Origin of the sequence: Mycobacterium sp. (assembly GCF_025933915.1) — a bacterium.
GTDB lineage: Bacteria > Actinomycetota > Actinomycetes > Mycobacteriales > Mycobacteriaceae > Mycobacterium.
On sequence record NZ_JAICZA010000011.1, the window covers coordinates 42391 to 55916 of the forward strand.

General features: G+C 66.4%; 11 protein-coding genes and 1 pseudogene. 2 read left to right on the plus strand and 10 right to left on the minus strand.

Annotation, left to right across the window (positions count from 1 at the left end; translation table 11 throughout):
- The first annotated feature begins 5 nt into the window (after nt 1-5).
- Nucleotides 6-746 carry a TVP38/TMEM64 family protein gene (locus Q0W90_RS03145; protein WP_297773127.1) on the plus strand — a complete coding sequence of 247 codons (741 nt, stop codon included), beginning with the start codon at nt 6-8 and terminating at the stop codon, nt 744-746.
- Nucleotides 747-763: 17 nt separating this feature from the next.
- On the opposite strand, the gene Q0W90_RS03150 is transcribed toward Q0W90_RS03145, so the two are convergent.
- The 10 genes from Q0W90_RS03150 to Q0W90_RS03195 form a co-directional block, all read right to left on the minus strand.
- Nucleotides 764-2314, minus strand: coding sequence for an MlaD family protein (locus tag Q0W90_RS03150; protein ID WP_297773119.1), 1551 nt, complete (start codon nt 2312-2314; stop codon nt 764-766).
- 3 nt (nt 2315-2317) lie between these two features.
- The gene (locus Q0W90_RS03155; protein ID WP_297596566.1) at nt 2318-3448 is read right to left on the minus strand and encodes a virulence factor Mce family protein; all 1131 of its coding nucleotides are present in this window, start codon (nt 3446-3448) and stop codon (nt 2318-2320) included.
- A gap of 20 nt (nt 3449-3468) precedes the next feature.
- The gene (locus Q0W90_RS03160) at nt 3469-4968 is read right to left on the minus strand and encodes a virulence factor Mce family protein (protein WP_297596567.1); all 1500 of its coding nucleotides are present in this window, start codon (nt 4966-4968) and stop codon (nt 3469-3471) included.
- Complete coding sequence (locus Q0W90_RS03165; protein WP_297596569.1) at nt 4965-6446, minus strand: virulence factor Mce family protein; 1482 nt, start codon at nt 6444-6446, stop codon at nt 4965-4967. The genes Q0W90_RS03160 and Q0W90_RS03165 overlap by 4 nt, the downstream gene beginning before the upstream one ends.
- Complete coding sequence (locus Q0W90_RS03170; RefSeq protein WP_297596571.1) at nt 6443-7474, minus strand: MlaD family protein; 1032 nt, start codon at nt 7472-7474, stop codon at nt 6443-6445. The genes Q0W90_RS03165 and Q0W90_RS03170 overlap by 4 nt, the downstream gene beginning before the upstream one ends.
- Nucleotides 7471-8694, minus strand: coding sequence for an MCE family protein (locus Q0W90_RS03175; RefSeq protein ID WP_297596573.1), 1224 nt, complete (start codon nt 8692-8694; stop codon nt 7471-7473). The genes Q0W90_RS03170 and Q0W90_RS03175 overlap by 4 nt, the downstream gene beginning before the upstream one ends.
- Nucleotides 8695-8699: 5 nt before the next feature.
- Nucleotides 8700-9578 (minus strand): ABC transporter permease, encoded by an 879-nt coding sequence (locus tag Q0W90_RS03180; protein ID WP_297596575.1) that lies wholly within the window; start codon nt 9576-9578, stop codon nt 8700-8702.
- Nucleotide 9579: 1 nt separating this feature from the next.
- Nucleotides 9580-10377: an ABC transporter permease gene (locus tag Q0W90_RS03185; protein WP_297596578.1), complete on the minus strand. Its 798-nt coding sequence runs from the start codon at nt 10375-10377 to the stop codon at nt 9580-9582.
- On the minus strand, nt 10374-11096 hold the full coding sequence (locus Q0W90_RS03190) for a FadR/GntR family transcriptional regulator (RefSeq protein ID WP_297596580.1): 723 nt from the start codon (nt 11094-11096) through the stop codon (nt 10374-10376). Before Q0W90_RS03190 ends, Q0W90_RS03185 begins: the two co-directional genes overlap by 4 nt.
- Nucleotides 11097-11169: 73 nt before the next feature.
- On the minus strand, nt 11170-12117 hold the full coding sequence (locus tag Q0W90_RS03195) for a class I SAM-dependent methyltransferase (RefSeq protein ID WP_297773123.1): 948 nt from the start codon (nt 12115-12117) through the stop codon (nt 11170-11172).
- A 171-nt stretch (nt 12118-12288) separates the two neighbouring features.
- Between Q0W90_RS03195 and Q0W90_RS03200 the strand changes: the two are divergent.
- A pseudogene (locus Q0W90_RS03200) lies at nt 12289-13526 on the plus strand (TIGR00374 family protein); the annotation flags it as partial.

A 13526-nucleotide genomic window follows, 5' to 3' on the forward strand; every position in this document is an offset into this window, starting at 1 on the left:
CCGGCATGGACGACGACGGTCCCGCCCCGACATCGCAGCCCGTATCGCGGCGGGGCCCCCTCGTGCGGCTCGCGGTGTTCACTGTCTTTCTGGGGGTGGTCTTCTACCTGGTGGCCGTCGCGCAGGTCATCGACATCGAGGAGGTCCGGCGGGTGGTCTCGGCCACCGGTCCGGCGGCACCGCTGACCTATGTCGTGGTCTCGGCGGTGGCCGGCGCGCTGTTCGTCCCGGGCTCGATCCTGGCCGCGGGCAGCGGGTTGTTGTTCGGTCCGTTACTCGGCGTGTTCGTCACACTGGGCGCGACGGTGGGCACCGCGATCGTCGCGAGTTCCGTCGGCCGCCGCGCCGGCCGCGACAGCGCCCGGGCGCTGCTGGGGGCGGCCCGGGCCGACCGCATCGACGCCCTGATCGGGCGCCGGGGGCTGTGGGCGGTCGTCGGGCAGCGCTTCGTGCCCGGAATCTCGGATGCGCTGGCCTCGTACGCGTTCGGGGCCTTCGGGGTTCCGTTGTGGCAGATGGCCGTTGGCGCGTTCATCGGCTCGGTTCCGCGGGCTTTCGTCTACACCGCGCTGGGCGCCTCGATCGGCAACCGGTCATCGCCGTTGGCCTACGCGGCGATAGCGGTGTGGTGCGTGAGCGCCATCGTCGGCGCGTTTGCCGCGCATCGTGGATACCGAAAATGGCGTGTGCACAGCCGCGAGGGTGACGACACCTCCGACGAGGATTCGCACACCGGGAAGCGCTGACGAAACACCCGCGTGTTTCAGCGCGCCGACCCCAGCATCTCCTTCCATCCCTCGTCTCCGATGTTGGCCGAATTCGCAACCGAATAGACCACACCGTCGGGGCCCACGACCTTGCCGCTGCGCACGTCGTAAAGCGCCGTGGGAAGTGCGCTCGGGGTGTAAACGCACGGGTTCGGCTGCTGCCCATTGCATTCGACACCGCCCGATCCCGGCCGCTGCAACGGATCGCTTTTCGGCGGCGGTGTGCCCGGCAGCTGATCGGCGGGCAGCGGGTTGAGGCCGTTGTCGACCGACGGCGCCGGGATCACCTGACCGGGTTTCACGGGTTGGTCACAACGCGCGCCCGGCGCGGGGCAGGTAAGTATCTGATTGGGGTCGCCGTACCAGGGGTTGGTTCCCAGCGGCACATAGGGTTCGGGGCTGCGGCACTCGCGCGGGGTCGCCGCCCGCTTCCCGGGCACGTCCACACACGGGTAATTACGCGCTCCTCGAACCACATTCGTGGCGTCCATGGGGATCTTGCAATAGGTACCGGCCGGGAGCGGCGCGGTGGTGGTATCGGCCGGAGCCCGCCACTGCGAGGCCGGCAGGAAGCCGGTCAGGCACGGCGGTGGTTGGTTGAGCGATATGGCGCCGACGCCGAGGGCGGCCTGGCCGGGAGATTGTGCGGTCACCGACTGAGCGATCGCCCCCGACTGCGGCAAGAACACCAGTGCCTGCTCGACGCCGTTGTGGTAGCGCTTGAGCATGTCGATGACGACCTCGAGATTGGCCAGCGTCTGCGGCAGCGACTCCCGCACGTCGCCGAACGTGCTATTGACCTGTGCGGCCGTCGGCGGCGCGTTGGCCAGAATGCTTCGCACCGCCTGATCGTTCCGCGCGCTCTGCGCGGTCACCGTGTTCAGGTTGGCGGCCCAGCGCCTGATCGTGTCGGCGGAATCGGCCTGGCTGTCGATGATCGGCGCCGAGCGCCCGATGATGTCGTCGACGTCATCGATGCTGCCCCGCACGTCGTGGGCGATCGCCTGGGTGGCATCCACCAGACGCCGCAGCGACGGCCCCAGCCCGCCCAGCGCCTGCGACGACTCGTACAGCAGTGACGCCACCTTGTCCTTGGGTAGCACCGCCAATCCACGGTTGGCCGCGTCGAGGGCGGGGCCGATCTGGCTGGGAACCGTGCTTTTGCTGATCGTCTGTCCGTCTCGCAGGTACGGGCCCCGTTTGGCGGTCGATACCAGGTCGATGTATTGCTCACCGACCGCCGAGACCGAGTGCACGTTGGCCGACGCGTCGGCCGGTATCTGGTAGCCGTTCTCGATGCTCATCGTTGCGCGCGCGCCGCGCTCGGTCGGTTCGACGCCGGTGACCTTGCCGATCGTGATGCCGCGATAGGCGACGTTGGCCGTGCGATACAGGCCCCCGGACTGCGGCAACTCGGCATACAGGGTGTAGCGGCCGACGCCGACCAGGCTCGGTATCCGCAGGTAGTACCAGCCCAGGACCACCACCGCGGCCACCGCCACGCCCGTCAACAGTACCAACTGGGTTTTGATCATGCGGGGCAGCATCTTTCATTCACCCCTCTCCACCAGCGGCCCTCCCGGGGCGTCGTTGGGGTTCGGCGTGTAGCGCACGTCCGGGATCATGGTGTCCGGATCCCGTCCCCACGACTGCTCGAGCGCCCGCAGCGCCCCGGACAATCCGGTTCCGGTCAGCATCGTGTTATCGATGGTCGACAGTGTCAGGTCGAGCGCGGCGGACACGTTGACGTAGTCACCGCGGATCACCTGCGTAACGTCGTCGATGTTGAACGGCGCCGTGAGACCCAACTTCAGCGCACCGGCCACGAACGGAGAGGCCAGGACGAGTTGGCGCAGCGGTCGCTGTAGCGACCGCAGGTTCCGGTAGAGGTCGGGCCGGGCCCCGGCCAGCACCCGGTTGGCGGCGCTGCTGAATCGACCCAGGGATTCGGTGGCGTCCGCGAACAGATCGCGGGTGTCGGCGAAATGCTGGATCAGCGGCGGGATGTCGGTCAGTACCCGGTCCAGCGTGTCTTTGCGGTCGGCGAAGATGGCCAGGAGTTCGTTGGTCGAATCAATTGCGCGGGTGAGGTCGTCGCGTTGGCGGTTCAGCTCGGTGACGAAAGTGTCCAGCCGGCCCAGGAATTCGCGAATCTGCCCGGCGTGGCCATCGAGGATGTTGACGACCTCGGTCTGGATCGCGTCGAGATTCGCGATGCCGCCGCCATTGAGGATCACCGCGACGCTGGCCAACGTCCGTTCGACGGTGGGGTACGCCGAGGAATTCTTCACGGGGATCGTGTCGCCGCTCTTCAATTGCCGCACGGACGGGCTTTTCGGTGCGGCCAGCTCGATATGCTGGGTGCCCAGCAGGCTGGTCTGACCGATCTTGGCGGTCGCGTTCGCCGGAAGTTTCACGCCCGGATCGAGATCCAGCCTCAGCGTGGCGACCCAGTTCTTCAGGGTGATGGCGCGCACCGTGCCGACCCATACGTCGGCGACCCTCACCCGGCTATTGGTGTTCAGCGCCAAGGTATCCGGCACCTGCACGTAAATCGTCATGTGGTCGGCGCCCGTGCCGTGGCCGATCGGTAGCGGCATGTCGGCGATGCCCCGCCAATGGCAGGACGTCAGCGTCGCCACGGCCAGGAGGAACGCCAGTCCCCGGTGTGCCGCGCTCACACCGCGCCTCACGCCGCGCCTCACTGGCCCGGCCCCGGCTGTGCGGGTCGCGGAAACCACGGTGGGGGCGCCGGATTCGACTCGTCATAGGCATTCGGCGGTCCGGGCGAACTGACCCCCGGCGGCGGGGAAGCGATGTCCTGACCACCCATGAGCTCGGTCAGCGATTCGGGGGTGAGCATCTCGGCGGTAGCCGGCTGAACCGGCGTGCCCTGCATCCCGGGCGCGACCACCCAGCCCGGCTCGTGATTGCCATGCGAGAGTGGGGTGTCGCGCGCAAAGATTCCCGGGACGGTGGTGTCCTTGTATCCCGGCGGAGGCCGCAGTCGCTCTTCGGAGTACGCGACTTCCTTGGGCAGAGTGGCCGCGGAGTTGAACAAGTTCAGGCTGCCCGGCGGGTAATTGAATTTGATGGCGTCCAGCACCGGCGACAGATACTGTGCGCACAACTCGGCCGAGTCCTGATAGCCCAGCCGGCTGCCGGCCTGAATGGCGCTGCAGATGAAATGAAGGGGGTTGGCGAAGTTGGGGAATGCGAACAGGCCCACCAGCGAGCTGTGTGCGGGCTGGTAGAGGTTGTTGAAGTTGCCCGCAAAGGTGGGCAGCACATGTAACGCGGTTTCCAGGCCGTTCCGCGGCTCGGGTTGCAGGATCGTGGTGGTCACGTCGCCGAGGTTGTCGACATCGTGCGTCAGCGTGGATCCGTTGTCGTTCAGGAATTTTCGAGCTACACCTAGTACATCATCGATGTGGGTGATGGTGTCGCTCACGTCGTGGTCGGATCTGGTGAACCAGTCGGTGAATTGGGCCAGGTTGTCGTTGAGTGCGACGAACTGTTGGCTGTTCTGGTACAGCGCGGTGACGAACTGGGCCAGGCTTCGGGTGATGGCGACGAAGTCCCCTCGGCCCTCGTTGAGCGCGGTCAACGCTTGCGACAAGCTGTTCAGGGTTTCGTTGACCTGTGCACCCTTGCCGGCCAGATTGTCCGCAGCCGATTCGATGACGTCGCCGAACGGGCCCGCCGGCTGCTGGGGTGTCGGGCCGAGCTGGCGCAGGATACCGTTGATGGAGTCCCGCAACTGATCCCACTCCACGGGCACCTGAGTGCGCTCGATCGGGATGATTTCGCCGTCGCTGAGCACCGGGCCTCCGGTGTAGGGCGGTGACAGCTGAATGGTGCGCGAGGCCACCAGGCTCGGGTTGAGAATCGATGCGGTGGCGTTGGCGGGCACCTTGTACTTGTTGTTGTAGTGCAACGTGACTCGCATCTTGTCGCCGGCCGGCTCGATCTTGTCGATCGAACCGACCCGCACACCCATGATCTGAACACGGTCGCCGGGGTACAGCGCAAGGGTCTCAGAAAAATATGCGACGACGGTGGTAATGGTCAGCCTCCGGTAGAGCTGCACTCCCGCGGCCGCGGCGATGCAGACGAGGACCGCCACCAACGCGGCGACGACCACCGCTCTGGCCGACACTTTGGGCAATCTGAGGCTGCGGATATCGAAGATGGTGCTCATCGGTCGCTACCGCCCGTTCCCAGCTGTTGGCCCGGCCCCGGCCGCGCCGGTTGCCCTGTGGGGCCGAGGTTCTCGGTACGGGCCCCCGGTGGGGCGTGCACCGGGAGCGGCACCGGAGTGCCGGGAACGCCCGGCGGCGCCTCACCCGGTCGGCCCGCGCTCGGGATACCCGATGCGGGCGGCGGCCCGTCCGGATTTGGCTGCGACGCCTCGACATCCAGCGGAGCCGGAAAACCGCCGGGGACCGAGCCAAACGGGCCTTGGCCGGAAAGGGCACAGGGCAACGGGTTTTCGGGTCGCGGCGGGCTATCGCCCGCCGGTGTGTACGAACACGGTGATCCCGGCGGTACGGCCGGTCGCGGGTGATCCGGAGTGCCCTCGGCCACCGGGGGCGCCGGGGGCGGGGCACCGTTGGGGAACCGGGTGCCGTTGGGGTCGGGCCAGCGAAACGCCGGCAGCCCGGCGCTGCGCCAGAAGTTCTCCGGGTCGATTCCCCGCTTCTTGAACGCCGCGTCGACCCACGGCTGAAGGACTTGGTAGGGAAGCAGATTCGCCACGATCGCCTTGAAAAACGGTCCGGAAGCCACGGCCTCGGTCAGGGACGCGGTATACCTGCTGACCAGTACGAGCACATCGGACAGTTCCTTCTTGCGCTTGACCAGCTCGTCGCTGACCGTGCCCAGCTGTCGCAGCACGTGGTGGGCGTTGGGGTTTTCCCTGATGAAGCCGGACACCTGCGTCGACACCGCCGACACGTTGCTCAGCAGTATGCTCAGCGCCTGGCTGCGGTGCCGGAACGCGGCCAGCAGAGTGTTGGCGTTGACCAGCAACCCGTCGACCTGCTGGCCGCGATCGCCGAGCACGCGAGTGATCTTGTCGGCGTTGGCCAGCAGCTGTTTGATCTGATCGTCGCGATTACCAATGGTGCCGGAGAATTTGGCCACACCGTCCAGGGCGGCCTTCAGATGCGGCGCGGTCTGATCGAACGTCTCCGACAAAACGTTCAGCGACCGTTTGACGACGTCGATGTTCCAGTCCGTCGCCGCCTTGGTGACATCGACGAACGCGTCGTAGATCTGGTACGGCGTGGTGGTCTGACCCGATGGGATAATTCCATTGGGCCGCAGCGGATCCGAACCCCGGGGTTGGATCGCCATGTTCTTGCGTCCAAGGAAGGTGTCGGTGCGGATCGCGGCACGGCTTTGCGTCCCGATCGTCTTTCCAGGCATCGAAAAGCCAACCAGGACGCGGTCGCCGCGAATTACCAGTGAGCGCACCAAACCGACGTTCACACCGGCGATTTCCACCTTGTCGCCGGCGCTGATGCCGCCGGTGTCGGCGAATTGCGCGTAGTAGGTCGGTGTGGCGAACAGCATCGGAACGCTGGTGAAACTCTGCCCCACCCCGACGGCGAGCAGCGTGACCAGCGTGCCCATCAGACCGACGCGGGTGCGGTTGAACTCCGTCAGCGTTCTCATTGCGGCGTGCACCTCCCGGTCGGCTGCCCGAAAAGTTTGACCGTGCGTACCGGACCGCCAGGCTGCAATCCGTTGACTTTGATCGAGATGTCACACAGGTAGAAGTTGTAGAAGTCGCCGTAGATGCCGCCGGCGCGGCCGATGACGCGGAACGCGTCCGGCAGTTTGGCCAGCACGTCGTCAAGCGTCGGCAGGTCGTTGATGAGCGACTCCTGGATGCCCTCGAGATGTCCGAGGGTGCCGTGGAGCAAGGGCCGGTCGTCGCTCAGCAGACCGGCCAGGGTGCCCGCCGCGTCGCTGATGTGTGCGGTGGCCGCGGCCAGCGGGTCGGCCCTGTTCTTCAATCCGGTGATCAGCAGTTCCAACTTGTCGACCGTTCGGTCGAACTCCCTCTCATGCTTGACGGTCGTGGCCAGCACGGTATTCAGGTTGTTGATCACCTCGCCGATCGCCTTGTCGCGATCGGCGAGCGCCCCGGTCAGCGCCGCGGTCTGGTCGAGGATGTCGTTGATGGTGGCGCCCTGTCCCTGGAACACCGTGATGATCGACTGCGCGATGCCGTTGACCTTGCCGGGGTCCAATGCCTTGAAAAGCGGCCGGAACCCGCCGATCAGCGCATCGAGATCCAACGCCGGCTGCGTGTGCTCGAGCGGGATGCGGCCACCGGAGGCGAGCCGCCGGCCGCTCTCTCCGCGTTTGAGTTCCAGGTAGCGGTCGCCGATCAGGTTGAGGTAGCGGATCGACGCCGTCGTCGCCTCATCCAGTGGCAGTGACCGATCGACGTTGAACTCCACCAACACTCGCGTGTCCCCGTCGGTCAAGGTCACCTTGGAGACCTTGCCGACCTCCACACCCGACGCGCGCACGAATTGCCCCGCCCGTAGCCCACTCGCGTCGGTGAATACCGCGGCGTACCCGGTGGTTCGGTCGAATCGCACCTGGCCGAACACGATGATGATCATCACGGTGAACATCGCCAGCACAGACCAGAAGATGCCGAGTTTTACCGCTGTGCCCGTGACTTTCATGGGTTGATCGTGTTCTCCCCGTATTGGCGTCCCCAGACGTATTCGGTGGCCAGCGGCTGGCCGACCTCGAGGTGGTTGTAGGGCGCAAGGCTGGCGCCGGTGTCCATCACCAGATAGGGGGCGGGCCACAGCTCCCGAGTGATCTTCTGCCAGCAGCCCGGCCGCCCACCGGGGCCGCCGTGAGCATTCACCCGTGGCAAATTGTCCGGATAGACATACGGGTTGGGCGCACCGATGATCGACCCGGCGGCAGCCAGCGAATAGCCGTTGCCGCCGGCGGCTTTCGCGACTTCCGGTGCGGCATCGTGGAAGTTACGGATCATGCAGAACAGTTCGGGGCTGTAGGTGTCGAGCAGATCGGCGGTGGGGACCAGATCGGCGGCCCCGCGCACCAGATACGGCCCACCCCGGACGAGAATGTCTTCGCCGGTGTGACCCACGCCCACCGCCGCCAACAGCGCGGCGTCCAGGTCGCCCTGTTGGCGGGTCAGTGTGCGCGCGGTGGTCACCGCGTTGCGCAGGAAGTCCCACAGGTCGGGCGCGGCCTTGACGTATACATCGGCCAAATCCGCCAACCGCCGCACGTCATACCGGATCTGCGGCATCCGTGGATTCACGTGCGCCAGAATCTCGTTCCCGTTGACGATGGACGCGCCGAATTTGCCTCCCAGCCCGTCCAACGCCTGCGCGAGCGCGGACAACGTGGCGTTCAGCTCGATCGGATCCACTTTCTCGGCTATCGAGTTGACCGTCTCGAACAACGTGTTGAATTCGGTGGTCACCGACCGTGCATCGATCACGTCATGGGGCGAAATACGCTGTCGTGAAGGTCTTTCCGGTGCCGACGGTGATGTTAGCGACACGTACTTGTTGCCGAACAGGGTGGCCGCCTCGATATTGGCCACCACATTGGCCGGAATCAGCCTGATGTAGCGCGGGTCTACATCCAACATCAGCTTGGCCGCGGGCGCTCCGTCACGCTCGATCTCCGAGATGCCGCCCACCCGGCCGATCTCCACCCCGTTGTAGGTGACTTTGGATCCCGGCTCCATCACCAGGCCCGCCCGCGTGGCGACCATCGTGAGCTCGGTCTTGGGTGTGAAATCCCCCCGAAACTGCAGATACACCAGCATCAAAACCAGCCCGCAGACCAACAGCAGCAACACACCCTCGACGTACACCCACGCGCGTCGGGTCTTCCGTGTCACCGGCGTCGTCATGTCGGCTACACCGTGAGATTGAAATTCGGGTCGACGCCGTAGAGCGCCAACTGGGCCAGCAGGACCACGACCACCACCGAGACCAGTGAGAACCGCATCGATCGACCGACGGCCTGGCCGACGCCGACCGGACCGCCGCTGGCGGTGTAGCCGTAGTAGCAATGGGTGATCATCACCACCACCGCGATGATGACGACCTCCACCACCGACCAGCCCACGTCCTCGGGTCGCAGAAAGGTGCGGAAGTAGTGCTCGTAGGTGCCATTTGACTGCCCGTAGAACACCGTCGTCACGACCTGACCCGAGGTGAACGCCATGTCGAGGGCGAGGGCGTACAGCGGCATGATCACCGCCAGCCCCCCGAGGATCCGGGTGGAGACCAGAAACGAAATCGATTTGATGCCCATGACTTCCAGGGCGTCGATCTCCTCGCTGATCCGCATGGCACCCAACTGGGCGGTGGCCCCGGCTCCGACGGTGGCGGCCAGCGTGACGCCGGCGACGATGGGCGCGGCGATACGCGTGTTGGCCAGCGCGGCAAAGAATCCGGTGAAGGCCTCGACGCCGATGTTGCCCAGCGACGCGAAGCCCTGGATCGCGATCAACGATCCTCCGGACAGTGTCACAAATCCGATGATCGCGACCGTGCCGCCGACGACGGCCATCGCGCCGGTGCCCATGCCGATCTCGGCGACCAGGCGCAACGTCTCGCGCCGGTAGCGGCGTAACGCCCATCCGATCTGCCCAACAGCGATCCGCGCGAACCTCGCGAAAATGCCGATCCGCCACAGCCTTCGGACCGTGCCGCCGCCATAGCGGTTGAGGTTGGCGGCTGTGCGCGGGTAGCGGGCGCGCAGCGCGCCGGGCGCTGATATCGCCGTCATGTCAGCGTCCCGTCCCGAACCGCACGCCGATCGTCGTTAGCACCACGTTGACCGCGAACAGCGCGATCACGCACAACACCAATGTCTCGTTGACGGCGGTGCCGACGCCCTTGGGGCCGCCCTTCGTGGTCAGCCCGCGATAGCAGCCGACCAGGCCGGCGATCGTTCCGAATGTGGCCGACTTGACCACCGAAATGATCACCTCGGGCAAACCGGTGATCAAGGTGAGGGTGCTGACGTAGGCGCCGGCCGAGATGTGTTGGATGAAAACACCGAACACGAATCCGCCGACCAGGCCTATGGTGATCACCGCGCCGTTGAGCAGGGTGGCGACGATGGTCGCGGCGACGACGCGGGGTACCACCAGGCGGTGGATCGGGTCGATGCCGAGCACCTCCATCGCGTCGATCTCCTCGCGGATGGTGCGCGCGCCCAGGTCGGCGCAGATCGCCGTGGATCCGGCGCCGGCGATCACCAGCACGGTGGTCAGCGGGCCCAGTTGCGTGACCGCACCCAATGCCGCTCCGGCGCCCGAGATGTCGGCGGCGCCGAATTCCGCCAGCAGGATGTTGAGCGTGAAGATGATCAGCACGGTCAGCGGAATCGCGACCGCGAGGGTGGGCAGCAACGAGACGCTGGTGATGAACCAGCCCTGCTCGATCGTCTCCCGCCATTGGAAGGGCCGCCGAAACAGCGCTTTACCGGTCAGCACGCAGGTCCGGAAAAAGCCACCGATCGCGTCGACCCCTGGCTGGATCTGGCCACGAAGATAGGTGGTGATCACTGTGTGGGTGCTCACCGGCGTTCCGCCCAACGGTCGAGTGCGGCCAGCATCGTCGAGTTCGCGAGTTCGAGTACGTCCTGGGCGGCTTTCCTCGCGTTGGCCGCATCGCCGGCGCAGATGGCCTCGGCCAGTTCCCGGTACGTGTCCGTTCGGTTGACCTCGGCGTTCATCGCGGCGGCCAGGACAGCCAGAGCCCGCTCATACGCGGCACGAAAAGGGTTGTACATCAACCGGAATACGATCGATCCGGAGCTGTCGACCATATGATCCCAGAAGCCGAGGGTGACGCGCTGCCATTCGACCGGATCTTCTGAGTCCTCGAGGCCGCGCAGCGAATCTTCAAGCAATGCAGCCAGCTCGGGGCCGTGTTGTTCGGCTGCGAGTTCTGCGACCTTCGGACCGATGCGCAGACGGGCCTCGAGGATGCTGCGGAAAACGCTCGCATCGAATTCGCCATTGCGAAACAACAACTGGGGCAGCAGATCAAGGCCGGCGTGCCGCCGAAAATCGCGCACGGTGGTGACGCCGCCCTGGCGGACCTCGACCAGGCTGGCCGCCGAGAGCCGCTTGAGCGCCTCGCGGACAGCGGGCCGGGATACCCCGAAAACCGCTGCCAGCCGGCGCTCGCTGGGTAACGCCGTGCCTGGCCTCATCTCGCCGCTGAGTACATCGGTGGCGATTTGGTCGAAGACCGCTTCAGGCACCGATCGGCGAATTACCGGCTGCAGCGCCATGCGGCCAGTGTGGCTGGCCGACGGCCAGTCAGGTGGTCAGACCACCGGCGTGTCGCAGATCTTTCCGGAGCGGCTAATGTCCCGTGCGCTGCGCTGCCACAAATAAATTCCCCGGCACGTAGTCGCGAACTTCGATCGGCGCCGCGCGGCCATAACCGGCCATCAATTCGCCGGACGGCGTTACCGTCACGTCCCAGCCGTGCCGGCCGAACCACTCGCCGACGTCCTCGCGCTCCTCGAAATACCAGAGCTCGTCGGTCCGCGGAACCTCGCGATCCGGATCCGTGTCGGCCATCAGCCCGCGGATCCGGTCCATCCGCTCCCGGCGCTTGGCGCGAAACTCGGGATCGAGGAACGTGGGGCCCAGCGCCTCCACGGCGACCCGACTGCCGGCGGCGGTGAGCTCCTGCATGCGGTCGAACAGCAACTCCTGAGCCGCGGCCGGCAGATAGGGCATCAACCCCTCGGCCGACCACACGCTCGGCGCGGAGGCGTCAAAACCCGCCTGCCGCAACGCTTCCAGCCAATCCTGGCGCAGGTCCACCGCAACGGGGACGCGGTGACAGGTGGGCTGTGCCCCGTGCTCGGCCAGCGTCGACGCCTTGAAGTCCAGCACCCGGGGCTGGTCGAGCTCGTAGAGCGTCGTCCCCGCCGGCCAGGGCAGCCGCCACGACCGCGCGTCCAAGCCCGCCGCCAGGATCACCGCCTGGCGAATGCCCGCGCCCGTGGCTTCGAGGAAGAACGTGTCGAAAAACGCCGTGCGCGAGGCCATGTAGCCGACCATCGCCTGCATCTGCAGCGGCAAGGTCGGTTCGGCTTCGACGACCTCGTCGGGTAGCCGGTCGGCGGCGTGCCAGTTCCACACGCCGTCGCCGGCCGCATCGAGGAAGACCTGGGCGAACGGATCGCTGATCAACGGGGTTTCGCTGCGGGTCTCGGCGGCGCGCGCCGAGGCCACACCCAGCGCGGTCGCACCCACACTTTCGGTGATCTCCCAGCTGTCGTTCTCGGTCCTGGCCACGCGCACGTCCTTCCACTTCGCTAGCACGGCTACCTACCCGACCCTACGCGGGGCCGGATGAGTCGGAGCTGTCAACGAGCCGGGTATTTGAGTTAACTTGTCGGCGAGCCCATCGGCGGGACGAGAGCGCGGTGTCAGCGATGCCGGGCGGATCCGAAGGATCGTTGATACATGCGAGTTGACGGGCGCGACATCACCGTTTCCGGCAGCCTGCTGCAACCACTGACCCGGCGGACCAATGACATCCTGCGGCTGGTCCTGGCCGCACTCTTCTTGGCGCTGGTGATCACGGGTTCGGTGATCACCCGCCCGCAGTGGATAGCGCTGGAGAAGTCCATCTCGCAGATCGTCGGCGTCTTGTCACCCACCCAGTCCGACGTGGTGTACCTGGTGTACGGGTTGGCGATCGTGGCTCTGCCATTCATGATCCTCATCGGTTTGATCGTCGCCGGGCAGTGGAAACTGCTGGGCGCGTACGCGGCCGCGGGGTTGGGCGCGATCGTTCTGTTGTCGATCAGCGGCACCGGCCTGGCGGCGCCTCGCTGGCATTTCGACGTCCTCGACCGGCTGAGCACGCTGCCGGCGCAGTTACTCGACGACCCGCGGTGGATCGGGATGCTGGCGGCGGTGCTGACGGTGTCGGGGCCCTGGCTGCCGGCGCGCTGGCGGCACTGGTGGTGGGCGCTGCTGCTGGCCTTCGTGCCCATTCACCTCGTGATCAGTGCGGTCGTTCCGGCGCGATCGCTGGTGGGTTTGGCCGTCGGCTGGCTGGTCGGGGCGTTGGTGGTGCTGGTCGTCGGCACTCCCGCGCTCGAGGTGCCGCTGGACGCCGCGGTGCGCGCCATGGCCAAAGCCGGCTTTGCGGTGTCGCGGCTCACCGTGGTTCGGCCGGCCGGGCGCGGCCCGCTCATCCTTTCGGCCGACGCCGACGATTCCGGCCGGACAGCGCTGGTCGAGTTGTACGGACCGCATCAACGCAGCGGCGGCGCGCTGCGCCAGCTCTGGGGGAAGCTGAAGCTGCGCGGCGCCGAGACCGCTCCCCTGGTGACGTCCATGCGCCGCGCGGTGGAGCATCGCGCGTTGATGGCGATCGCCATCGGTGACGCCGGCCTGGCCAACACCGCGACGGTCGCTCTCGCCCCCCTGGATCGGGGATGGATGCTGCACTCGCACAAGCCTCCTCGCGGCACTCCCATCGACCGCTGTGCGGCGACGACGCCCGTCCACCGACCGTGGGAATCGCTGCGAATCCTCAACGACCGTCAGATCGCCCACGGTGACCTACGCAGTCAGCACCTCACGGTCGACGACGGGGCGGTGTTGTTCGGCAGCTTCGGCAGCGCGGAATACGGCGCGACCGATGCGCAGCTTCAGTCGGATATCGCGCAGCTGCTCGTGACCACCACGGC